The organism is Janthinobacterium agaricidamnosum NBRC 102515 = DSM 9628, assembly GCF_000723165.1.
In the GTDB taxonomy this organism is placed as follows: Bacteria; Pseudomonadota; Gammaproteobacteria; order Burkholderiales; family Burkholderiaceae_D; genus Janthinobacterium; species Janthinobacterium agaricidamnosum.
Window position 1 is genome coordinate 5,189,408 of the sequence record NZ_HG322949.1, and the last position, 22,859, is coordinate 5,212,266.

Consider the following 22,859-nt stretch of genomic DNA (forward strand, 5'->3'; position numbering starts at 1 on the left):
TTAAAAAAGAGCGTTAAAAAGTGTAATTCAGGCGCGCATAATAATAGGCGCCGTTGACGCCGATCGGGTTGATGAAGTTATACGGCAAGGCGCCGCCGTAGGTGGCGTTATTGGTCTGGCGCACGCGCTGCGGATAACGGTCGAAAATATTGTTGCCGCCGAGCGCCAGCGTCAATTGCTTGCTCAACTTCCATTGCGCTTCCAGGTCGACCGACCACACGGCAGCAAAACGCTGCGCATGCACGCCATCGATCAGCGGTGCTTCGTCGTCATAGACAAAATCCTGTAGCGCGCCGAAGCGCGTGGTGCGCAGTTGCAATCCCCACGCCTGGCCCTGCCAATCGGCGCCGAGGATCAGCTTGCTCGACGGCGAAGCGTGCTTGATGCGGAACAGCGTGGTATCGCTCAGCAAGGTCAGCGCGGGATCGATCTTCGACAGCGCGTCGGAACTTTGTCGCACCTGGTCGAGCCTGGTCCGGTTCAGGTTCAGCGCGGCATTCAGATTCAGCTTGCCGCCGGCCAGGCTCACATCGTGGTTCAACACCGCATCGTAACCCTGGGTGGTGGTGTCGAGCAGGTTGGCCAGGAACGCCACCGACTGGATATCGGCGCGGCCGATGCTGGCCAGATAGCTGGTCACGGCATCGCTTTGCACATCGCTGCTGCGCGTGATGCGGTCCTTGATCTTGATACGGTAAGCGTCCAGCGTCAGGCTGGTGGCCGGCGTGGCGCGCCACGCGAAGCCCAGCGAAATATTGTTCGACTTTTCCGGTTTTAAAGACTGGGCGCCGAATGCCTGCGCCAGCGCATCGCTGGCCGGCAGCAGCGCCGCGGTTTGCAAGGCGCTGCCGTCGGCATTGAAATTGAGCGTGGAAAAACGGAAACCGGTTTGCACCAGTGCCGGCGCGCGGAAACTGTTCGACACCGAACCCCGCAACAGGAAAGTGTCGGCCAGCTTGTAGCGTGCTGACAACTTGCCGGTCGAGGCGCTGCCGAAATCGCTGTAATCGGAATAACGCGCCGCCAGGCCAAGCAACAATTTCCTGGTCAGCTCGCTTTCCAGGTCGGCATACACCGAACGGATGTTGCGGCTGCCGTCGAAGACATCGGCCGGCCGCAAGCCCGGCCCGGCCTGCGCGCCCGGAGGCGCGTCCGGCACCGGACCGGCCGCATACGAGGCCGCATCGCCCGCTCTGCTCTTGTAGGTTTCGCGCATGAATTCGGCGCCCAGCGCCAGGTTGACCGGCGCCGCCAGGCCCAGGTCGAGTTCGCGCGTGCCATCCAGGTTCAATGCATCTTGCTGGAAGTCGAAGGTGGCCAGGTGAAAACTGGTCGGACTGGCAGCGCCCAGCGAGGCGTTGGCGCTATGCGTCACGTCGTAGCGGAACTTGTCGCTGCCATGACGGGCCGACAAATCGAGATTCCACGCCCCCTGCGCCAGCCGCGCGCCGCCGACCAGACTGAAGTCGGTCTTGTCGCCCTGCGTCACCGGCCGGTAGCCGTTCGGATACAGGCCGGGTACATTCGACGGGTCGCCCGGATAGCGGAAATAGGCGCTGCCGTCGGACTTGCGCTGGTTCAGCGTGGCAAACGAGTACAGGTCGACCGCGCCGCTCAAGGGCAGCAAGGTGTTATAGAACAGGTAATTATTGTCTTGCTTCGAATCGCCGGACTTGAACAACACCTTGCCGTCCAGCGCCAGGTCGGCCGGGGTCGCATTCGACGAGGTCCAGCCGGCGTCGCTAGTCCCGGCGCGCTCGGTCGGCGAACGGCGCCGGTTTTCCGCGCCAAAGCGGAAAAAGCCCGCGTCGCCCAGCGGCACGCCGTAATCGAAGTTGACGATCCTGGTCTGGCCATCCGTCAGGCGCTGATTGGTCGGCTTGAAATCGGTATGGTTGGCGCCGTAGCCGAGCGACGCCGAACCGCCGCTCCTGGCGTTTTTCAGCACGATATTGATCACGCCCGCCACCGCGTCGCTGCCGTATTGGGCGCCGGCGCCGTCGCGCAGGATTTCGATATGGTCGATCGCGCCGGGCGGTATCGCATTGACGTCGACCGGCACCGTGCCGCTGAAACTGCTTTCGGTGTCGAGCACCGCATTGGTGTGGCGCCGCTTGCCGTTGATCAGCACCAGCACCTGGTCCGGCGCCAAGCCGCGCAACTGGATGCCGCGCACCGAATCGGACGCGCCGCTCGATTCGATACGCGGGAAATTGATCGACGGCGACAAGTTTTGCAGCGCCGCGCCCAGCTCGCCGGTCGACAAGGCATTCGCCACGTCGCGCGTGCTGAAACGGTCGATCGGCACCGTGCTGTCGAACACCGTGCGGTTTTTCGCGCGCGAACCGACCACCGTGACTTGATCGACAGCCGCATCATCGTCGGCCAGCGCGGGCGGGCTCAGCGCCAGCAAGACCGAACTGGCCAGCATCAAACGGCGCAGCGGCAGGGAGTGGCGGGTGTGGCGGTGGCGGACTGTCAAGACTGTTTCCCCAAAATAGGCGTGGATAAATGCCGATGATGGATAGATGCATCGGCAAACCCGGCAATCTTAACGTTCGCCAAGATAGTCGATAAAGAATCTTTTGAGATATCCTTATATCAAGTTTCAACAGTTGTAAATTTGCACAGGGGAAGGTTCAGGAAAACGATGCAAAGCGTTCGATGGGCGGCTGCTTCCTGTGTTCGGCTTGCCACAAATCATAGTCAGCCTGTACCAGCAGCCAGGTGCGGGCACGGCCGATTCCGGCACGCTCAAGGCGCACCGCCAGGTCAGGGCTGACCGGAGCACGGCCATGCATAATGCGGGACAATGTTTCGCGCGCCAGCCCGAGGCGCCGTGCCAGTTCGGTAACGCTGATATTCAGCGCAGACATCACATCTTCCAGCAACGTTTCACCGGGATGCGGGGGATTGAACAGCGCCATTACTTACCTCTTTCAAGACGATCCAAGTCTGCGATCCAAGTTTGTTTAATGATAGTCCAGATAATCCAGCATCTCGACGTCAGCGCCGCTAAAGCGAAAAATGATGCGCCAGTTTCCACTGACCGTCAGCGACCAGAATCCCGCCAGCTCACCATGTAAGGGATGTAATCGCCAGCCGGGGATATCCAGCTCGGCGGGAGTCGATGCACGATCCAAAAAGGCGAGCATACGTGCAAGCCGCTTGGCGTGGTCCGCGTTCACTCCACGGCTGGAGCCCGTTGAAGAAGCGCGCCAAGGCGCGATGGATGCGGCGCTCACCTCTCACCTGTATGCCGGACTATAAACGCCTCGGCCTGGCCAGCGAAGGGGGCCGCAAGCTGGCGCCGCACGACACGGCGCAACTGCATGCGCTGCACGCGGCGTGGCTGACGGAAAAGCTGGCGCAGCCATTCGACGGCCGCAGCGTAGTCATCACGCACATGGCGCCGTCGATCTTGTCGGTGGCGCGGAAATACGCCACCGATCCCTGCTCCGCCGCGTTCGCGTCGCAGCTCGACGGCCTGGTCGCGCAAGCCGATTTATGGGTGCATGGCCACATGCACGATACGCTCGATTAGCGCATCGGCGCGTGCCGCGTGGTGTGCAATCCCTGCGGCTATATCAACCGGGCCGGCAAACCGGAGAACGCCGCTTTCGATCAAAACTTTATCGTCGAGCTGGTCAAGCCGGTCGATATTGTCGAGCTGCAAAAAATCCTGTAGCCGCCGGCCTCGCACAATACTTACATGACCTTGACGGCGCGGCCGATAAACAACACCGGCCCGCTCGGCTTGCCGGTCGGGGAACCGGCCTCCGGCTCCAGCGTGATTTCAAATAATTGATCCGCCTGCACCGGCGGCAATTGATCCATGACGAGCCGCTTGCTCTGGCCCGGATTGACCAGCCCCAGCGAACGCGGACCGTTCCAGTCATTGCCCTTGGTCCAGAATTGCAGCGCCTTTTGCTTCGGCAGCGCGACCTGCCCCAGCGGCGTCAGGCTCAATTGATTGCGGCTGCCGGTTTGCACCACCCAGCCGGGCGCCCTGTCTTGCGGCTGCACCAGCACCACCATATACCCGGGCTGTGGCGCCGGCTCGGCCAGCTTGCCGGCCACCAGCAGCGCCAGCACTGCGGCGACGGCGACACCGCCGGCCGTCAAGCCGCGCCACAGCCACAGGCTGTCCCACCAGGCGCGCCAGCCGCCGGACTGGCCTACCCGCCCCCGCCGCGGCATCGGCAAGCTGCGCTCGATACGCGGCCACAACTGCGCCGACGGCTGCTGCGCCTCGGCCAGCGCCGTCAACGGCAGCAAACGGCGCTCCCAGTCATCCACCGCATGCCGCAACGCGGGTTCGTGCGGCATGCGCCGCTCGACTTGCCTACGCTGGGCCAGGCTCAGCGTGCCAAGCACATATTCGCCCGCCAGTTGCATCACATCGTCGGCCAATTCGGTCATCCCATACACTCCCGCAATGCGCCCAGGCCGCGCTTGATCCACGCCTTGACCGAGCCGAGCGGCGCCTTCAGGCGTTGCGCGATCTCGCTGTGCGAACAACCGTCGACGTAGGCGTACACAATGCTGCTGCGCTTGGGCGGGTCCAGATGCCCCAGGCAATCGTTCAGCTTGCCCATGCTGGCATGCAGTTCAAACGCCTCCGGCGCATCGGGCGCAGCGCCGGCATCCAGCAGCGCCTGCACCTCCTCCTCGCCGGCCGATACCTCATGGTCGCGCGCGCGCACCAGGTTCAGCGCCTGGTGGCGCACCACGCTGTAGATCCAGCCGCGCCCGGCGCCGCGCCGCGGATCGAAACTGGCGGCGCGGTTCCAGATGCTGATGAAGGCGTCGTGCAGCACGTCTTCCGCCAGTTGGCGCTCGCGCACGATGCGCAGCGCCACGCCCAGCAGATAGCGGCTTTCCTGCTGATACAGCCGTTGCAGCGCGCGGCGCTCGCCAGCCGCGCAGGCGCGCAGCGCGGCGTCGTAATCGAAGGAAGAAGAGTCGGCAGTCAAGGTGGTCGCCAATCAGAAGGAGTGGATGGGCCAGATAAAGCTCATGCATTATAGACAATATCGGCGCGCCATCCCGTCCTGCTGAACCGGCCTTACGCCGCCTTCCAGAAAATGTAATCGGCCTGGTAGCCGACTGTTTGTCTGCTGCCCGGATTAGCGGCGCCGCACACGCTGGCCGGCGCCACGCCGCCGATGGTGGCGACGCGCTGGATATAAGTCACGCCGCTCATGACGCCGCTGCCGCTGGCCGGATTCGCCTTCACCAGCTGGTGCGGAATATTGCCGGCGCCGGCGGGCGATACGGCCAGCTGGGTAGCCGTCACTTTCGAGCCGTCCACGCTTTCCCAGGTCGCTGGCGGACCGTAATATTTGCCGACCCTGGTGCCGCTGCGGTCGTTCAACGCCGCATCGGGACCGGCAAACGCCCATTCGAACTGCCCCGGCGCATCTTTTTTAGCCCGGCACTCATAGGTAATCTGGCCGACACCGACGGTGTGCAGCGCGACCCGGTGACCGGCCGGCACCTTGACGGCGTCGGCCAGCGCATCTTGCGTATAGTTCGGCGACAACGGCGCGCAGCCGGACAGCAAGGCGATGGCGGCAACGGCGGACAAGGCGGCGCAAGCGTGGACGGTAGCTTTCATGAGGTTCTCCTGGTGGGTGTGGTGATATCGGCTTTCGGCACCGATACCTGTACTACCCGCCAGCCTGCCATTTGGATGCAGCCAGCAAAAAATAAATTCGTCGCAGCGCAATCCGCCATGCTCCGGACCTGATGTCGCAGTTCAAGCGCCTGCTGGTTGGCGATACCAGCGGGTCAGAATCTGTAGCGAAAAATCTCGCGCAGCGCGACTCCGCGCCAGACGCCATCCGGATACACGATGGTTGCGTGATGATGGCCATGGAACGCGGCGCGCACGCCCATGCTGCGGGCCAGCGCCGACAACGGCGCAAAGCCGTGCGGATGCAGGTCGGGCGCCTCATGCGTGACCAGGATGTCGGCCTGCAGGTGTTGCAGGCCGGCGATATCGGACGGGAAAATACTGGAGCGGTGACGCAGCGGCAGCCCGCCGCGCCAGTCATTACCCTTGCCATGCACCCGCAAATAACTTTGCTGGCTATCGAAGCGGGGATGCTGGCCATCCCATATCTTGCCCCGGAATACGCCGCCGATGCCGGCGACGCGCAAGCCGGCCACCTCCACGACCCGGCCATGCAAGCCCCGATCGGCCAGGCGCGAGCCGAACAGATGATCGTAATGCAGCTCGGAATCCGTTTCATGGTTGCCGTGGATCCAGCGGATATCGGTGACGCCGATAATCGGCGCCAGCTCCTCGTGCAGCGGGCGCTGCAAGTCCAGGTCGCCCAGCAAGATCACGGCGGCGGGACGCTCCTCCAGCACGGCATCGACGATGTGGCTGAAACGGCCGTGCGGATCGCCGCACATGAAAATGGTGCTCATGCCGCTGGCCGGCGCGGACGGATGGACGGGATGGATGGTCGGACATGGGAATCTGGAAAATAATTTTTCCGATGATCATACCATTCCAGCAATAATGCCAACTTGAAAAATCAGCGCCGCCAACCAGGGCGTCACAATTAAAAACCGCTCGGCGGACAGGATGGCCTGGATCTGCGTCGTCATCGCCGGTCCGAAAGGCGTACAGCCGAATTCATCGGCACGCATCCATTGCACCTTGACCGGATGGCCGGCGACGGCGCGCGCCAGCAAGGCGGCGTCGAGCGCCACATCGCCGCGCAGCGGAAAGGCACCCTGGGTATGCGACCAGGCCGTCAAATGCCCGTCGTTCATGTGCGCCACCGCGCAAGACGGACCGATCGACGCATGCGACAAATAAGGCCGCTAAAGCCAGATTTCACGGCGTCGCGGCGCGCCCGCCAGCCGGGGCTACTGGCCGCTGCGCCTGGCCTGGTGGCCGAGCTTTATCAATGTCTCCAGCACCAGCTCGCAATGGTCGCCCTGCACTTCGATCACGCCATCCTTGACCGTGCCGCCGCTGCCGCAGGCGGTGCGCAACTGCTTGCCCAGCGCGGCCAGCGCCAGTCCATCGAGCGCCACGCCCTTGACCAGCGTCACGCACTTGCCGCTGCGGCCCTTGGTCTGGCGCGACACGCGCACCTGGCCGTCGCCGGCCGGCGCCGCCTTGGCGCTCGTCTTGCAGCTGCAGACCGCCAACGCCTGGCGGCAGCCGGGACAGGTGCGGCCCACTTCGGTGGAATACACCAGGCCGCCTTTGGAACTGCTTTTCATGATGGTCTTGTCGGGGAATTGTCGAGGCGTGGATTATCCCAAAAAGTCAGCCTGGCGGCATTATTTAGTGGGTGGACACTGGCCCCCGTTATGAACTTCTTGTTCAAAGTTCATATACCAGCATGGGATATCTCGCCGCAATCGCAGCACCTATCATGGCTGCACCCTCAACTCCCGCACAAGGATGCAGCATGTCACTGACATTACCCCAAGTCGTCGCCGACTATTTCCACGCCGAAAACACCAAGGATATCGGCGGTATTGCCCGCTGCTTCGCCAGCGATGGCGTGGTGCGCGACAATAACAAAGTTCATCAGGGCCACGACGCCATCAAGGCCTGGAAAGAAGATAGCAGCAAAAAATACAGCGCCATCATCGTCCCGGACGCCGCACAGACGCATGACGAGCGCTGCACGGTCAGCACCACCGTCAGCGGGAATTTCCCCGGCAGTCCCTTGCAAATGGCGTTTGCCTTCACGCTGGCCGGCGACGGCATCGCCATGCTGGAGATCACGGCATGAATGGCATGCATAACACCATCGGCGCTGCCGACTTCGAGGATAAACGTGTCCTGATCACCGGCGGCACCAAGGGCATGGGCGCCGCGACGCTGAAGCTGATGCTGGAGCGCGGCGCCAGCATCGTCACCACGGCGCGCAACGCAGTCGATGACTTGCCGCAAGGCGTGCACTTCATCGCCGCCGATATCGGCACCCGGGCCGGCATCGACAGCGTGATCCGCGAGACCAATACCAGGCTGGGCGGCATCGACATCCTGATCAACAACGTCGGCGGCTCGACCAGCTCCGGCGGCGGTGCGCTGGCGCTGACCGACGCCATATGGGAAGACGCGCTGCAAGGCAACCTGCTGACGGCGGTACGGCTGGACCGCGCCTTCCTGCCGGGAATGGTCGAGCGCCAATACGGCGTCATCATCCATATCGCCTCGATCCAGCGCAGCCTGCCGCTATACGATTCCACGCTGGCCTACGCCGCCGCCAAGGCCGCGCTGGTCAACTACAGCAAGGGGCTCTCCAAGGAATTCGGTCCCAAGGGCATCCGCGTCAATAGCGTATCGCCCGGCTTCATCGAAACCACCGCCGCGCAAGCGATGATACGGCGCTGGGCGCAGCACGACGGCATCACCGAGGAGCAGGCGCTGCAGAAACTGATGGCGGTATTGGGCGGCATTCCGATCGGCCGGCCGGGCAAGCCGGAAGAAGTCGCGGAACTGGTGGCCTTCCTCGCCTCCGATCGCGCGGCGTCGATACACGGCGCCGACTACGTCATCGACGGCGGCACCATCCCGACGGTCTGATGCCACAGCGTGCAGCAAGCCGCGCAGCGGCTTGCTGCGTTCATCAGCCAAACTTCGAGAAATCCGGCTTGCGCTTCTCAAAGAATGCGGTAAACGCTTCCTTCGCTTCCGGCGCGCCCAGCATGTCGCTGAATTGCTGGTTTTCCTCGGCGATCGCGGCCTGCATCGGCGCCAGCCGGCTCTGCTTCATCAGCCGTTTGGTGGCGCGGATCGACGCGGCCGGCAACGCCACCAGCTTGGCGGCCTGGCCGCGCGCGAACGGCATCAATTCCGCCAAAGGCAAGACCTTCGACACCAGCCCCATTTGCAGCGCTTCCTGGGCCGGGAAGGATTCGCCCAGCATCAGTTTTTCGGCGGCGCGCGGGTAGCCGGCGATTTGCGCCAGCAGCAGGCTGGACGCGAATTCCGGGCACAGGCCCAGCTGCGCGAACGGCATCGAGAACTTGGCGTTGTCGGCCGCGTAGATCAGGTCGCAATGCATCAGCAGCGTGGTGCCGATGCCGATGGCCGGGCCGGCAATCGCCGCCACCACCGGCTTGCTGCTGCCGTACAGCGCGCGCATGAACTGGAATACCGGACGCTGTTCGTCGAGTGTGCCGTCTTGCGGACGCGCGGTTTTCATGAAGTCGTCGAGGTCGTTGCCGGCCGTGAAAATCTCGGGTTTACCCGTGATCAGGATAGCGCGCACGCCGTCATCGGTTTCGGCCGCCACCAGCGCATCGGCCAGGGTTTGGTACATCGCCCCCGTGATGGCGTTCTTGCGTTCCAGGCGGTTGAATTCAAGCGTGAGGATGCCGTCGCTCTTGCTGCACAAAATATCCATATCGTCTCCAAAAAATAAAAGGCGCCGAGGTTGTCCACAGCGCCCTGTTTGTTATGTCAGCTGATATTCAGCCTGCCACTTATACGCGCTCAAAAATTCCTGCCGCGCCCATGCCGGCGCCGACGCACATGGTGACCATGCCGTATTTCTGCCTGGTGCGCTGCAGCGCATGGATCACGGTCGCGGCGCGGATCGCGCCGGTCGCGCCCAGCGGGTGGCCCAGCGCGATCGCGCCGCCCATCGGATTGACTTTCGCAGGATCCAGGCCCAGGTCGCCGATCACGGCCAGCGCTTGCGCCGCGAACGCTTCGTTCAGCTCGATCCAGTCCAGCTGGTCCTGGGTGATGCCGGCCGCCGCGCAGGCGGCGGGGATGGCGAATTTAGGGCCGATGCCCATGATTTCAGGCGGCACGCCGCGCACCGCGAACGACGAGAATTTCGCCAGCGGAGTCAGGTTGTGCTCGCGCAGGATTTTTTCGCTGACGATCAGCAGCGCGCCGGCGCCGTCCGACATTTGCGAGCTGTTGGCGGCGGTCACCGAACCTTTGGCGGCGAATACCGGTTTCAGCTTGGCCAGCGACTCCAGCGTCGAATCGGCGCGCGCGCCTTCGTCGGTGTCGACCGTGCGGCGTTTTACGTCGACCTGGCCGGTGGCCAGGTTAGGCGTGCGGGTGATGATTTCGACCGGCGTGGTTTCCGCCTTGAAGAAACCGGCTTGCTGCGCGGCGATGGCGCGGCGGTGCGACTCGACCGAGAACGCGTCCTGCTGCTCGCGCGACACTTTCCATTGCGCCGCCACTTTTTCGGCGGTCAAGCCCATGCCGTAGGCCATGCCGATGTTTTCGTCGCTGAACATGTCCAGGTTCATCGATGGGTGATGGCCCATCATCGGCACCATCGACATCGATTCGATGCCGCCGGCGATCATCACGTCGGCTTCGCCGACGCGGATGCGGTCGGCCGCCATGGCGATCGCGGTGATGCCCGATGCGCAGTAGCGGTTGACGGTGACGCCGCCGACGGTTTTCGGCAAGCCGGCCAGCAGCACCGAGTTGCGGGCGATGTTAAAACCCTGTTCCGCTTCCGGGAACGAGCAGCCGATGATGGCGTCGGTGATCAGCGCCGGATCCAGGCCAGGCGCTTGCGCCAATGCCGATTGCAGCACTTTGACCAGCAGATCGTCCGGGCGGGTGTTCTTGAACATGCCGCGCGGCGCCTTGCCGATCGGCGTGCGGGTTGCGGAGACGATGTATGCGTCTTGAAGTTGTTTGCTCATTATCTTCTTTCGATTAGTTGCGCACTGGCTTGCCGGTTTGCATCATGCCCATGATGCGTTCCTGGGTTTTAGGATGGTTCAGCAATTCCAGGAAGGCCTTGCGTTCCATGTCCAGCAACCACTGCTCGCTGACAAAGCTGCCCTGGTCCACGTCGCCGCCCGACACGATCTCGGCGATCATTTCGCCCAGCTTGAAGTCGTGCGCCGAGATGAAGCCGCCGTCGCGCATATTCACCAGTTGCGCCTTGATCGTGCCCCAGCCGTAGCGGCCGGTGACCTGGATCGGCGATGGCAGTTGCGGACGGAAGCCGGCGTCGAACAGCGCGCGCGCTTCGACCTTGGCGACGTGCAGCAATTCGTACGGGTTGAACACGATCACGTCGTCTTCTTTCAGGTAACCCATTTTTTGCGCTTCGAGCGCCGATTTCGACACGTTGGCGGTGGCCGCATTGGTGAAGCCGACTTTCAGGAATTGCAGGATGTCGTTGCCCTTGGCTTCCTTGCAGGCGCGCAGCGCCGCTTCCTTCAAGCCGCCGCCGGCCGGGATCAGGCCGACGCCCACTTCCACCAGGCCGATATAGGACTCGATCGAGGCCACGCGTTTCGACGCGTGCAGCGCCAGCTCGCAGCCGCCGCCCAGCGCCAGGCCCGCCACCGCGGCGATCACCGGCACGTTCGCGTATTTCAGCGACAGGAAGGTTTTTTGCAGCTCGGCGATGATCGGATCGACCGCCTTGACGCCGCCCTGCATGAACGCAGGCAGCGCCGATTGCAGGTCGGCGCCAGCCGAGAACGCACCGCCTTCGGCCGCATCAGCGTGCCAGATCACCAGGCCCTTGAAGTTCTTTTCGGCTTCCGCCAGCGCCAGTTTCAAGCCATTGATCACGCCTTCGCCGATCACGTGCATCTTGGTCTTGAACGAGATGATCAGTACTTCGTCGCCGGTATGCCAGACGCGCACGGAGTCGTCCTCGAATACCGTGGTGCCGGCGGTCTTGCCGTCGGCGGCGCCGCTGCCCAGCACTGGCGCGCGGAATGGCTGGCGCTCGTACACGGCCAGCGTCGAGCGCGGCACGAACGATTTCGAGATGGCGGAATAGGAACCTTCAGGCGTATGCACGCCGCCCTGTTCGGCGACCGGGCCTTCGAACACCCACGCTGGCAGCGGCGCGTCGCACAGCGCCTGGCCGGCGGCGATGTCTTCCCTGACCCAGTTCGCCACTTGCAGCCAGTTCGACGCTTGCCATGTTTCGAACGGGCCGACGTTCCAGCCGAAGCCCCAGCGCATCGCGAAATCGATGTCGCGCGCATTGTCGGCCACGGTGTCCAGGTGCACGGCGATGTAGTGGAACGCGTCGCGGAAGATCGCCCACAGGAACTGGCCTTGCGGATTGGTCGATTCGCGCAGCGCCTTCATTTTCTTGACCGGATCTTTTTCTTTCAAGATGCGGGCGATGATGTCGGCGGCCTTGCCGCCGCCGCTCACGTATTCGCCGCTGGCGAAGTCCAGGCGTTGAATCTCTTTACCGACTTTTTTGTAGAAGCCGGCGCCGCTCTTCTGGCCCAGCGCGCCTTTTTCAACCAGCGATGCCAGCACCGCCGGGGTTTGGTAGACGCCGAAGAATGGATCGCCGGCCAGGTTGTCCTGCATGGTCCTGATTACATGGCCCATGGTGTCCAGGCCGACCACGTCCGCGGTGCGGAAGGTGCCCGACTTGGCGCGGCCCAGCTTGGCACCGGTCAGGTCGTCGACCACGTCCACGGTCAGGCCGAATTTTTCAGCTTCGTGGATGATCGCCAGCATGCCGAAGATGCCGACCCGGTTGGCGATGAAGTTCGGGGTGTCCTTGGCGCGCACGACGCCCTTGCCCAGCGTGGTGGTCAGGAACACTTCCAGCTGGTCGAGGATGGCCGGCCTGGTCGACACGGTCGGGATCAATTCCACCAGGTGCATATAGCGCGGCGGGTTGAAGAAGTGCACGCCGCAAAAGCGCGCTTTCAGTTCTGCGTCGAAGCCGTCGGCCAGCTTGTTGATCGACAGGCCGGACGTGTTCGACGCGAAGATCGCGTTCGGTGCGATATGCGGCGCGACCTTTTTATACAGGTCGTGTTTCCAGTCCATGCGCTCGGCGATCGCTTCGATGATCAGGTCGCAGCCGGCCAGCAAGTCCAGGTTGTCTTCGTAGTTGGCGACCTGGATCAGCGATGCGTCATCCTTGTTGCCCAGCGGCGCAGGCGACAGCTTTTTCAGGTTGTCGATGGCGCGCAGCACGATGCCATTCTTAGGTCCTTCCTTCGCCGGCAGGTCGAACAGCACCACCGGCACTTTCGCGTTGATGCAATGGGCGGCGATCTGCGCGCCCATCACGCCGGCGCCGAGGACGGCTACTTTTTTAACGATGAAATTGGTCATATTTTCCTCAAGTCTTAGAACAGGTCTGCGTCGAGTGCCATCAGGTTGGCCGAACCGGAGCGCGCCTGGCGGATCAGGGTTGCCGTCTCAGGTTGCAGGCGGGCGAAATAGAAACGCGCGGTCGCCAGTTTGGCGGTGTAAAATTTATCACCCTGGGCCTCGGCGGCTCCATTTTTTTCCAGGGCGATCTTGGCCATCTGCGCGAACAGATAGCTGTAGATCATGTGGCCGACCACGCGCAGGTAAGGCACGCAGGCGGCGCCGACTTCGTCCGGATTCTGGAACGCCTTCATGCCGATTTCCATCGTCAGCTTGGTCACTTTGTCGCCCAGGTCGCCCAGCGGGGTGACGAATTCGCTCATCGCTTCATCGGTGCCGTTCTCTTCGACGAAGGTCTTGATTTTTTCGCCGAACTTGCGCAGCTTGGCGCCGTTGTCGCCGAGGATTTTACGGCCCAGCAAATCCAGCGACTGGATCGTGTTCGTGCCTTCGTAAATCATGTTGATGCGCGCATCGCGCACATATTGTTCCATGCCCCATTCGGCGATATAACCGTGGCCGCCGAACACTTGCATCGCTTCCGAGGTGGCGATCCACGCATTGTCGGTGATGAAGGCCTTGATGACCGGGGTCAGCAGCGCGACTTCGTCGGCCGCTTCCTTGCGCACTTCGGCGTCGGGGTGGTGCAGTTCGCGGTCGATCTGCAGCGCCACGTAGGACGTGAACGCGCGCGCGCCTTCGGCGTAAGCCTTGCCGGTCAACAGCATGCGGCGCACGTCCGGGTGCACGATGATCGGGTCGGCCGGCTGGCTTGGCGATTTGACGCCGGACAGGCTGCGCATCTGGATGCGGTCCTTGGCGTAGATCAGCGCGTTCTGGTAGGCCACTTCGGTCAGGCCCAGCGATTGCATGCCGACGCCGAGACGGGCCGCGTTCATGAACACGAACATCGCGTTCAAGCCCTTGTTCGGCTGGCCGATGATCCAGCCTTTCGCGCCGTCCAGGTTCATCTGGCAGGTCGAATTGCCGTGGATGCCCATTTTTTCTTCGATCGCGCCGCAGGTGATCGGGTTGCGCGCGCCGATGGAACCGTCGGCGTTCGGCAGGAATTTCGGCACCAGGAACAGCGAAATGCCTTTCGAGCCTTCCGGCGCGTCCGGCACGCGGGCCAGCACCAGGTGCAAGATGTTTTCCGACATGTCGTGTTCGCCGGCCGAGATGAAAATCTTGTTGCCGGTGATGGTCCAGGAACCGTCCGCCTCAGGCAGCGCTTTCGAGCGCAGCATGCCGAGGTCGGTGCCGCAATGCGGTTCGGTCAGGCACATGGTGCCGGTCCATTCGCCGGAGACCAGTTTCGGCAGGTAGACCGATTTTTGTTCCGGCGTGCCGTGTTCTTTCAGGCACTCATAGGCGCCGTGCGACAGGCCCGGATACATCGACCACGCCTGGTTGGTCGAATTCAGCATTTCATAGAAGGAATTGTTCAACACCACCGGCAAGCCCTGGCCGCCGTATTCCGGATCGCACGCCAGCGCGGCCCAGCCGCCTTCGACGTATTGCTTGTAGGCTTCTTTAAAACCTTTTGGGGTGGTGACGCTTTTCGTCACCGGATCGTGATGGCAGCCTTCGCGGTCGCCGGAGTGGTTCAGCGGAAACAACACTTCGGACGTGAATTTGCCGCCCTCTTCCAGCACCTGGTTGATGATGTCGGCGTCGACGTCCGCGTAATGCGGCATTTGTTTCAATTCTTCTTCGACTTGCAGGAATTCATGCAGCACGAATTGCATGTCCCGGATTGGCGCGACGTATTGACCCATAATATTCTCCTGACGGCTATTGAGCTCTAAAGTGTGTGTTTCCGATTGCCGGCGGCAAGACCGCCGGCGCTTATATCGCTTGCGGTGCTTGCGGCGTATGCGCCAACTGGGGACTCTGGTACGTTTCCAGCAGGCGGTCGAAGCCCAGCCTGGTGCGCTCGACGCTGCCCGGCATGCGCAAGAAACGCGCATCGTGGTGCAACGCCAGAATCAGGCCATACATCTCGTACACCATTTGCCGTGCGTCGGTATCCGGCTTCAAGTCGCCGGTTTCTATCGATTGCTGCACGCTGCGCAGCAACGCGCCCTGCCATGCGCGCACCATGGCCACCAATTCCTCGCGGATCGGTCCGGGACGGTCGTCATACTCGACCGCGCCGCTGATGTAGATGCAGCCGGAGGCGATTTCGACGCTGACGCGCTTGATCCAGCGCGCAAACATCGCTTTCAAGCGCATGATGCCGCGCGTTTCCTGCATGCTCGGGAAGAAAACCTCTTGCTCGAAACGGTGGTGGTACAACTTGAGCACTTCCAGCTGCAAGTCTTCGCGCGAACCGAAGTGCGCGAAGACCCCCGATTTGCTCATGTTCATCTTGTCTGCGAGCAAGCCAATGGTCAGTCCTTCCAGGCCGTCGCGGCTGGATAAGTCCAGTGCCACATCGAGGATGGCTGCCCGTGTCAATTCGCCTTTGCGCATGAATTTGGCTGAAGTATTAATAAGAGTACCGTATAAAAAAGTGAGGTGTAATCCGCAGCAACAGAAATCTTCGTTAAAAAATTCCGAACGCTCGTACTATTATCCAGTAAGGCTTAAAAGTCAAACGGGAAGTTTAGAGGTCGCGTTCTATTGGTGCGGCGCAGCATAAAAGCGCCGTGGGCCAGCCTGGATCAGCTGTCGCCGCTGGCCTTGCTGAGCTGGCGCCGGTCGCGTTTGGTGGGGCGTCCCTTGATGGCCGCGCCCGGTTCGCGAAACAGCTTGCGCTGTTCGCTGTCATGCGCGCGGCGCGCGATGCTGGCCGGCGTTTCGGCATATAAAGTGCGGGCCACCGGCGCGGCGGCACGCTGGTCGGACAGGCCGGCCACGATCAGTTCCCAGGTATCCGAACCATTGTCTACCAGCAACTCGTCGCCCAGGTGCACCGGCCGCGCCGGCTTGACCTTGTCGCCGTTGACTTTCACTTTGCCACTATCGACCGCATCGCTGGCCAGGGTACGGGTCTTGAAGAAGCGCGCCGCCCACAACCATTTGTCGATACGTACAGGACCGTTCATGCGTATTTCCCCACAGCAAAAATACGCATGATAATCTTATATCCGAGGAAGGCGGCCTCATATCCGAGCCGGCGCCAGCGCCCGACATGGGCAAAATCGTCCTGGTGCACCACCACCCCGTCGGCGATGGCCTGTTCGATCTGCTGGCGCAGGGTGCACGCGAAGCCGGCGTCCTTGATCACCACATTGGCTTCCTGGTTCAGGAACAGGCTCAGGCCGTCGACATTGCTCGACCCGACCGTGGCCCAGTCGTCGTCGATGACGGCGACCTTGGCGTGCAGCTGGGTCTTGTGGTATTCGACCACCTTGACGCCGGCCTCCAGCAACTTCGGATAAAACGAATGCGCCACCGCGTCTTGCAGCCAGATTTCGCCGACCCCGATCAGCAGCACCACGTCGACGCCGCGCCGCGCGGCCGACGCCAGCGCCTCGCGGAATTTGCGGCCCGGCGCAAAGTATGGATTGGCCAGCAGCACGCTCTTGCGGGCCCGGCCCAGCGCCTGCAGGTAGGCGCGCTGGATGGTGCGCCGGTTGCGCAAATTGTCGCGCACCACGAAGCCGGCCATGACCGGGTTGTGCGCCAGCGCTTTATTGACGGCGCGCATTTCGCGGTACAGATTGATACGCTTGATCAAGTTCATCTTGCCCAGGCGCGCCCATTGCACTTGCGCTTCCTTGTGGATCACGTCGACCAGCGGGCCGCGCACCTGCACCGCAAAATCCCAGCGCGGCGCGGACAGGCTGATGCGGTGGTCGTAATCGCAAAACATATCGTCGTTGATATTGATGCCGCCGACAAAGGCGAGCTCGCGGTCGACCACGCAAATCTTGCGGTGGGTGCGCGTGATGCCACGGCGAAACCAGGCGTTGAAGATACGGTGATGCACCTGCGCCGCTTCCAGCTGGGCATGCATGGCGTTGACGCGGCGGTTGCCGGTGCCATACCAGTCGGTAATCATGCATACCAGCAGACCACGACCGGCCGCGCGTATCAGCGCGTCGAGCACGCTGGCCCCGGTGGCATCGGCGGCAAAGATATAGGTCTCGAAATAAATCTCGGACCTGGCGCCGTCGATCGCCGCGATCAGCGCCGGAAAGTAGTCGGTGCCGCTACGCAGCAGCTTGATATCGTTGTGGGCTATGAAATTGACTGATCGCATAGGACCAGTCTACGCCAGTTTCAGCGACGCGACGATAGGGGCGTGGTCCGATAATTTGGCCCATAAAGTGCCGTGCATCACTTGCGCCGACTCGACCTGGAAACCGCGCACATAAATCCGGTCCAGGCGGAACCATGGCAAGGCGGCCGGAAAAGTGCGCGCCGGTATCGGCGACAGATTGGTCTTGCGCCGCGCCAAGGTGCGCACCAGGTCGCCCAGCGCCGATTTCGATGCATGCTGGTCGAACACTTCGACCACGCCGAGCTGCTTGCGCAGCTTGTCGCTCAGGGTATTGCGCCAGTCGTTGAAATCGCCGGCGATGATCACCGGTTCGCCATCGGGCGCCGACGCCATCACCGCCTCGATCAAGGCCTCGGTCTGGCGCGAACGGCCAGCCTCGAACAAGCCCAGGTGCACCACATAGCAATGCACGTCGGCGGCCGGCGTGCGCAACACGCAATGCAGGATGCCGCGTTGTTCGTATGCATGATCGGACACATCATGGTTATACATCGAGGCGATCGGATAGGCGCTCAGCAAGGCATTGCCGTGGTGGCCATGGTCATACACCGCATTCATGCCGTAGGCCGCATGCAGGTGGCGCGATTCGCCGGAAAAAAACTCGTGCTGAGCCGCTTGCGGCCAATGCTTGTGGCCATGTTTCTCGGCGCCGAAACGGGCAGCCTTGCGGTCGTGCTTGCCCTGCACCTCTTGCAAAAAGACCACTTCGGCGTCGAACAAGCCGATCGCTTGCTTCAGGGCATGTACCCTGGGCAGCCCGCGAACCGACGAGACGCCCTTGTGGATGTTATAAGTTGCTACGCGGATTTTCATGGGATGATTCTACCCCCAGTCGGCCGTTTGTGCGCTGCAACTCAATCGTGCGCTCAGCCTGGCGTCAGGTTTTTTTCGGCGCTGGCTCCAGCGCGGTGCCCTCGTCGCCGCCGTCCGCTTCCTGCTCCTCTTCGTCGTGAGCGGCGTAATGGCAAGCCGGCGGCAGCAGATTGGCCGGCAACGCCACATTCACATTGCAATTCCAGTGGCCGAGATGGGCGCTGCTGTTCGGCACCAGTTCGATTTCCACTCCCATCATCGGCGCCGCCAGGACGATCGTCAGTGCGCCGTTCTCGGGCGCGATGCCGATCTCGTAGACGGCCGGACTGGTGGCCGTAAAACCGGCCTCGTTCATGTCTTCCGGCAAGCGTTGATGCTTGCCGACAAAGGCCGTCACATATTCGCCGGCGGCCATGCCATGCGCATACGCGGCGGCGATCAATGCTTGCTGCTGCGCTTCCGGCATTTCTTCCTGATACGCGGTCGAGGTCGCTTCTTGGCTGGCGTTGCGGAAATGCTGGTAAGCGGGCAGCGCCAGCGCAAACAGCACCAGCGCCAGGTAGCTGTAGACGATCAGGCCGCCGAGCACGCCAAAGCCGGTGCGCGGCACCAGCGCGGCGAAGAACCAGGCCAGCGGATGACGCCGCGGGAACGTCGCGGCATCGCCGCTGCGCACGCGCGCGAAGCGCTTGCTGAGCCATGGATAGTCGCCGGTCAATTCATTGAGCGACATCCAGAAACCGCCGCTGGCGCCGCTTTGCGCGATGTACGCGTCGAAATTGATGGTCTTCCAGCGCTTGCCGCCGGCGGCCAATACCGCCAGCGCATGCAGCGCGCTGCGGCTGTCGTCGCAGCACGCCAGGCCATACTGGTCGCAAGTGTATTCACGGGCCCGCGAATAAGCCGAACCCAGCAATGGCGTCAGCATCATCGTGCCGATCCACCAGTGGCGCACCAGGTGCTTTTGCACGATATGGCCCAGTTCGTGGCCGATATAAAAATTCAGCGCTGGCGGGTCGTCTTGCAGCGCATCGACGACATCGCTCAGCAGCACCACATAATTGCGGCGCAGGAAACGGGTGGCAAAGGCGTTTAATACGCCATTGCCCGTCATCACATAAAACTCTGGCCGCTGCGGCAAGCCGACCGCATCGCAGCAGGCATTGAAACGCGCATGCAGGTCGGGAAATTGTTGCGCGCCGACCTTGACACCATGACCTTGCAGATGCGACATGAAATACGAATGGGCCGCCAGGCCGAACACATACAGCAGCGCCAGCAGCAGCCACACCAGCCCGACCGTGGCGACCGTCAAGGCCAGCCAGAACAGCGCCGACAGCACCAGCAAGATGGTGAACAGCTTCTGTTCCTTCGGATACACGCGGATCGCACCGGGCGCTGAAAACGGCGCCGGCTCGGCCGGCCTTACAAAACCTTCATCCATTATTACCTCGTCGACTCATCAAGAAGGGAAAGGCGGCGCCAGCCTTTGGCGCCATGGCCAATCCGCAAGAGTCCGCGAGTCTACAGCACAATGGTATTTTATGTGATTCATTTGACAATCAAATGAATCACCGTCTCCGATGAATCTGGCGACGCCAGGGCGACCGGCACAAAACCATAATCGGCCATGATGCGCTGCGCCCTGGCCGTCATCAGGTACAGCGCAAAACGCGATGCTTCCGGGCGCTGCTGCCCAGCCCGATTGACAACGGTAAGTCCGTAATCGGGCACGATGGCCAGTGATGGCGGCATGCCGACCTGGTCGCTGGCCGGATCGGGCAAACGCTGGGCGCTCGGCAAGCGCGAACTGCAATAACCGAGGAAGATATCGACCTGGCCGGTCTCGAAATAATATTTGACGGCGTTCTTGCCAGCCGGCACAGGCGGACTGGCCGGACCGCCGACCAGTTGCCGGGCCTTCGCTTCAAGGATGGCGCGGGCGCCCGGCTGCACCTGTTCCGCCTTGGCAAACAATTTCCACGCATAATCGCCACCCGGATCGGCTTTCGGCGTCGACGTGCCGAGCTTGACGGCCGGGTCCAGCAGCTTGGCCAGCAAGTTAGCCGGCGTCGCCTTCAGATCGGCACGAACCGTCGCGCAGACGCCGTTGCGCACAAACACCAGCGGCGCGGCAGCCTTGCCAAGGCTGAATAAACGCTGCGGACTGTCCATGTCGGCCGAGATGAAGACATCGGCCACGGCGCCCTGCTCTATGCGCTCGCGCAACAAGCCGGCCGGACCGAACACCGGCTCCACCACCACGCCGGTATCGGCCTGGTATTGCCGGATCACGGCCGTCAAGGCGCCGGTCAGGCTGCCGGCGGCATACAGTTTGACGGGCTCGGCCGCGATGGCGGCAGTCCCGATGGCGCCCAGCAAGACCGCCAGCAACGATTTTTGAATCGACATGGATGTTCCTTAGAAATTGACTTGCACTGAAGCGCGCACGGTGCGCGGTGCGCCCAGCGTGCCGGTACCGCTGCCGCTGCCGGTATAACCGTTTTGGCCGCCAGGCGTGATGTTGGCCCAGTACTGGCGGTCGCCGATGTTGCGCGCCGACAAGCTCCAGGTCGCAGCCTTGCCTATCAGCTTGCCGGCATAGCGCACACCGAGGTCGGCGATGGTGTAGCCCGGCACCCAGTCGGTATTGCTGTTGTTGCCTGGACGCTGGCCCAGGTAATTCAAGTTCAGGCTGACAGTCAGGCCCGGCACGAACGGCGCGCGGTATTCGGCCAGCAGGTTGGCGGCGCTGCGCGACAGGCCGAGGATTTGCGTCTCGCTGGTCGCCGCCGCACCGGTATTGCCGAGGCGCGGATCTAGCCAGGTGACACCGCCGTACAGGGTCACGTCGCGGCCGACGGCCGTGTTGAACATCAGTTCGATACCGCGGTTGACTTGCTCGCCTTGCACCTGGAATACATTGTTGGCGCCGGTATAAGCGAATGGCCGTTCGATGCGGAACAGCGCCGCCGACAGGTTGACCTTCGACCACTCGACCTTGTAGCCCAGCTCCCATTGCCTGCTGCGGTAAGGCGCCAGGCTGCTGCCGGCATTGAGCGTGCCGGCCGGCGCAAAATCGCCCTGCTGCAAGCTGCCGGCATAGGTGAGGTAGGCCGACATGTTGTGCCGTGGTTTGTACATCAGGCTGGCGCTCGGGCTGATACCGCTGTCGTCATAATCCGAGGTGGCCGCGCCCGTCTTGTTGTAGTTGCGCGACGAGATCCAGCTTTGGCTGGCCACCGCCTGCACCGACCACACATCGTTGACATGGATGGTGTCGCCCAGCGTCAGCGACTGCTGGCGGGTCACGGCGGCGCGGTAACGGTAACGGAAATCGGGCCAGGCCGCTTGTGCGAACACCAGCGGATTTTGCAGGCTGGCCTTGCCCAGCGTAATCGCGCCGGTCTGGAACGGCGTGTAACGTTCCCAGTCAAAACCGGTATTGGCCAGCACGATCTCGTGGCGCAAGCCCCCGGCTTGCACCCGGCCATTCAGCGCGATCGTATTGCTGACGATGCTATCGAGGCTGAAGGTGGTGGTGGCGGCGGTGGTGGTGTAAGCGCCGGCATTATTGGTCAGCGTATTGGTCGGCACCGTCGAGGCGCGGTCGCTGTTCTGGCGCAACATACCGGCCGTCAAATGCCAGTCCGGGCTGAAATCATGGCGCAGGCGCAAGCTGCCCATGTCCGTCACATTGTCGTCGCCGGCATACGGCTGGCCATAACCGACCGTGCTGGCCGACGGTGCGCTGGGGAACTTGACGTTGGGCGCCAGCGAAAACGTGCCGGGCAAGCCCATGCTGACGTAATGATAGGTGCTGGCGTTGGTTTCCAGTACCGTGCCCGGCGCCAATTGCACGTCGAACGCCAGGCTGATCAGTTTGCGGCGCTGATGGCTGAAATCGACATAACCGTCGCCCTGGTCGTCCAGCAAGTTGATCCGATAGCCGTAACGCCCATCGTCGCCGACGTGGCCGCTCAAGTCGGCGGCGGCCATGCCCTGCCCTTTGCTGGCATACCCCAGCGTGACCTGGCGCAAGGTGTCGGCGGTCGGACGTTTCAGCACATAGTTGAAGGTACCGGCAGGATTCGCCGGACCGTACAGCGCACCGGCCAGGCCGTTCAGCACTTCGATGCGCTCGAACTGCTCCACCGGAAAGTCGGTGGTGCTGGCCATGTTCAAGCCGTCGATGCGGGTATTCTGCACCACGCCCGCTTGCAGGCCGCGTGTTTGCGGACGGATATTCTCGCCCTGCACCGACGGCAAGTAACGGAATACTTCCTTGACGCTTTTTAGTTGCTGGCTGGCGATGAACTCGGACGAGATCGCATTGATCGAATACGGCGTATCGAGCATCGCCTGCTGGCCCAGCGGCCCCATGCTGGCGCTAGCGACGCGGTAGGCGTTTTCAGCCGTGCCGCTGACGATGATTTGGTCCGCTCCGGCGTCGGCGGCATGGACGGAACAACTGGCGGCGGCAATGGCGATGGCGGATAAACGGAGTATACGACGTGCAACAGACTGACGGCTGATCATGATTTCCTTGGTTGACAACGGGGAGATATGGGGAGGAGGTAGCGCTATATATCAAATTATATAGCGATCTTGAAACCCGCACAGGCAGCGGCTCTGACGCTATCAACTTGATATAACTTTCTTATAATGAAGTTCAAATCAAGTTCAAAAAACGTCTTG

24 protein-coding genes are annotated in these 22,859 nt (G+C 62.3%); 4 read left to right on the forward strand and 20 right to left on the reverse strand.

Annotated elements, in window-relative coordinates:
* Window positions 1-13: 13 nt before the first annotated feature.
* The 3 genes from GJA_RS22375 to GJA_RS22385 form a co-directional block, all read right to left on the reverse strand.
* On the reverse strand, window positions 14-2,482 hold the full coding sequence (locus tag GJA_RS22375) for a TonB-dependent receptor plug domain-containing protein (protein ID WP_242404604.1): 2,469 nt from the start codon (window positions 2,480-2,482) through the stop codon (window positions 14-16).
* Between the two features lie 157 nt (window positions 2,483-2,639).
* Window positions 2,640-2,927 (reverse strand): HigA family addiction module antitoxin, encoded by a 288-nt coding sequence (locus GJA_RS22380; RefSeq protein WP_038496778.1) that lies wholly within the window; start codon window positions 2,925-2,927, stop codon window positions 2,640-2,642.
* A 45-nt stretch (window positions 2,928-2,972) separates the two neighbouring features.
* Window positions 2,973-3,245 (reverse strand): type II toxin-antitoxin system RelE/ParE family toxin, encoded by a 273-nt coding sequence (locus tag GJA_RS22385; RefSeq protein WP_051781252.1) that lies wholly within the window; start codon window positions 3,243-3,245, stop codon window positions 2,973-2,975.
* An 11-nt stretch (window positions 3,246-3,256) separates the two neighbouring features.
* On the opposite strand from GJA_RS22385, the gene GJA_RS22390 reads away from it, so the two are divergent.
* Together GJA_RS22390 and GJA_RS28545 are read left to right on the forward strand one after the other, a co-directional pair.
* Window positions 3,257-3,544 (forward strand): metallophosphoesterase family protein, encoded by a 288-nt coding sequence (locus GJA_RS22390; RefSeq protein WP_051781253.1) that lies wholly within the window; start codon window positions 3,257-3,259, stop codon window positions 3,542-3,544.
* 18 nt (window positions 3,545-3,562) lie between these two features.
* On the forward strand, window positions 3,563-3,688 hold the full coding sequence (locus GJA_RS28545) for a hypothetical protein (RefSeq protein WP_277914408.1): 126 nt from the start codon (window positions 3,563-3,565) through the stop codon (window positions 3,686-3,688).
* Between the two features lie 20 nt (window positions 3,689-3,708).
* Here the strand turns inward: GJA_RS28545 and GJA_RS22395 are convergent, their stop codons facing one another.
* From GJA_RS22395 to GJA_RS22420, 6 genes are all read right to left on the reverse strand, one after another.
* On the reverse strand, window positions 3,709-4,422 hold the full coding sequence (locus GJA_RS22395) for an anti-sigma factor (protein ID WP_038496781.1): 714 nt from the start codon (window positions 4,420-4,422) through the stop codon (window positions 3,709-3,711).
* A complete protein-coding gene (locus GJA_RS22400; protein ID WP_038500805.1) occupies window positions 4,419-4,976 on the reverse strand; it encodes a sigma-70 family RNA polymerase sigma factor in 558 nt (185 codons plus the stop codon). Before GJA_RS22400 ends, GJA_RS22395 begins: the two co-directional genes overlap by 4 nt.
* A 92-nt stretch (window positions 4,977-5,068) precedes the next feature.
* Window positions 5,069-5,620 carry a DUF3455 domain-containing protein gene (locus GJA_RS22405; protein ID WP_038496784.1) on the reverse strand — a complete coding sequence of 184 codons (552 nt, stop codon included), beginning with the start codon at window positions 5,618-5,620 and terminating at the stop codon, window positions 5,069-5,071.
* Between the two features lie 173 nt (window positions 5,621-5,793).
* Window positions 5,794-6,438 carry a metallophosphoesterase family protein gene (locus tag GJA_RS22410; protein ID WP_038496787.1) on the reverse strand — a complete coding sequence of 215 codons (645 nt, stop codon included), beginning with the start codon at window positions 6,436-6,438 and terminating at the stop codon, window positions 5,794-5,796.
* A gap of 75 nt (window positions 6,439-6,513) precedes the next feature.
* Complete coding sequence (locus GJA_RS22415; RefSeq protein ID WP_038496790.1) at window positions 6,514-6,789, reverse strand: hypothetical protein; 276 nt, start codon at window positions 6,787-6,789, stop codon at window positions 6,514-6,516.
* 96 nt (window positions 6,790-6,885) lie between these two features.
* Window positions 6,886-7,248 carry a translation initiation factor Sui1 gene (locus GJA_RS22420; RefSeq protein ID WP_038496793.1) on the reverse strand — a complete coding sequence of 121 codons (363 nt, stop codon included), beginning with the start codon at window positions 7,246-7,248 and terminating at the stop codon, window positions 6,886-6,888.
* A gap of 191 nt (window positions 7,249-7,439) precedes the next feature.
* Here GJA_RS22420 and GJA_RS22425 point away from each other — a divergent pair, with 191 nt between their 5' ends.
* Together GJA_RS22425 and GJA_RS22430 are read left to right on the forward strand one after the other, a co-directional pair.
* A complete protein-coding gene (locus GJA_RS22425; protein WP_038496796.1) occupies window positions 7,440-7,769 on the forward strand; it encodes a nuclear transport factor 2 family protein in 330 nt (109 codons plus the stop codon).
* Entirely contained in the window at window positions 7,766-8,566 is an 801-nt protein-coding gene (locus GJA_RS22430; RefSeq protein WP_038496799.1) for an SDR family oxidoreductase, read from the forward strand. The genes GJA_RS22425 and GJA_RS22430 overlap by 4 nt, the downstream gene beginning before the upstream one ends.
* 43 nt (window positions 8,567-8,609) lie before the next feature.
* Here GJA_RS22430 and GJA_RS22435 read toward each other — a convergent pair whose 3' ends face one another.
* From GJA_RS22435 to GJA_RS22485, 11 genes are all read right to left on the reverse strand, one after another.
* Window positions 8,610-9,389, reverse strand: a complete 780-nt coding sequence (locus GJA_RS22435; protein WP_038496802.1) for an enoyl-CoA hydratase — start codon at window positions 9,387-9,389, stop codon at window positions 8,610-8,612.
* A 79-nt stretch (window positions 9,390-9,468) separates the two neighbouring features.
* A complete protein-coding gene (locus GJA_RS22440; protein ID WP_038496805.1) occupies window positions 9,469-10,665 on the reverse strand; it encodes an acetyl-CoA C-acyltransferase in 1,197 nt (398 codons plus the stop codon).
* Window positions 10,666-10,678: 13 nt separating this feature from the next.
* Window positions 10,679-13,078 carry a 3-hydroxyacyl-CoA dehydrogenase/enoyl-CoA hydratase family protein gene (locus tag GJA_RS22445; protein WP_038496808.1) on the reverse strand — a complete coding sequence of 800 codons (2,400 nt, stop codon included), beginning with the start codon at window positions 13,076-13,078 and terminating at the stop codon, window positions 10,679-10,681.
* Window positions 13,079-13,092: 14 nt separating this feature from the next.
* The gene (locus tag GJA_RS22450; RefSeq protein ID WP_038496812.1) at window positions 13,093-14,895 is read right to left on the reverse strand and encodes an acyl-CoA dehydrogenase C-terminal domain-containing protein; all 1,803 of its coding nucleotides are present in this window, start codon (window positions 14,893-14,895) and stop codon (window positions 13,093-13,095) included.
* A 70-nt stretch (window positions 14,896-14,965) separates the two neighbouring features.
* Window positions 14,966-15,592, reverse strand: coding sequence for a TetR/AcrR family transcriptional regulator (locus tag GJA_RS22455; protein WP_038496815.1), 627 nt, complete (start codon window positions 15,590-15,592; stop codon window positions 14,966-14,968).
* Window positions 15,593-15,783: 191 nt separating this feature from the next.
* A complete protein-coding gene (locus tag GJA_RS22460) occupies window positions 15,784-16,167 on the reverse strand; it encodes an RNA-binding S4 domain-containing protein (RefSeq protein ID WP_038496818.1) in 384 nt (127 codons plus the stop codon).
* Window positions 16,164-17,327, reverse strand: coding sequence for a phospholipase D-like domain-containing protein (locus GJA_RS22465; RefSeq protein ID WP_038496821.1), 1,164 nt, complete (start codon window positions 17,325-17,327; stop codon window positions 16,164-16,166). Before GJA_RS22465 ends, GJA_RS22460 begins: the two co-directional genes overlap by 4 nt.
* Before the next feature lie 9 nt (window positions 17,328-17,336).
* The gene (locus GJA_RS22470) at window positions 17,337-18,161 is read right to left on the reverse strand and encodes an endonuclease/exonuclease/phosphatase family protein (RefSeq protein ID WP_038496824.1); all 825 of its coding nucleotides are present in this window, start codon (window positions 18,159-18,161) and stop codon (window positions 17,337-17,339) included.
* A 64-nt stretch (window positions 18,162-18,225) separates the two neighbouring features.
* On the reverse strand, window positions 18,226-19,605 hold the full coding sequence (locus GJA_RS26350) for a M48 family metallopeptidase (protein ID WP_051781254.1): 1,380 nt from the start codon (window positions 19,603-19,605) through the stop codon (window positions 18,226-18,228).
* A 107-nt stretch (window positions 19,606-19,712) separates the two neighbouring features.
* Window positions 19,713-20,573, reverse strand: a complete 861-nt coding sequence (locus GJA_RS22480) for a substrate-binding domain-containing protein (RefSeq protein WP_051781255.1) — start codon at window positions 20,571-20,573, stop codon at window positions 19,713-19,715.
* Between the two features lie 9 nt (window positions 20,574-20,582).
* Window positions 20,583-22,700, reverse strand: coding sequence for a TonB-dependent receptor (locus tag GJA_RS22485; RefSeq protein WP_038496827.1), 2,118 nt, complete (start codon window positions 22,698-22,700; stop codon window positions 20,583-20,585).
* Between the last annotated feature and the right edge of the window lie 159 nt (window positions 22,701-22,859).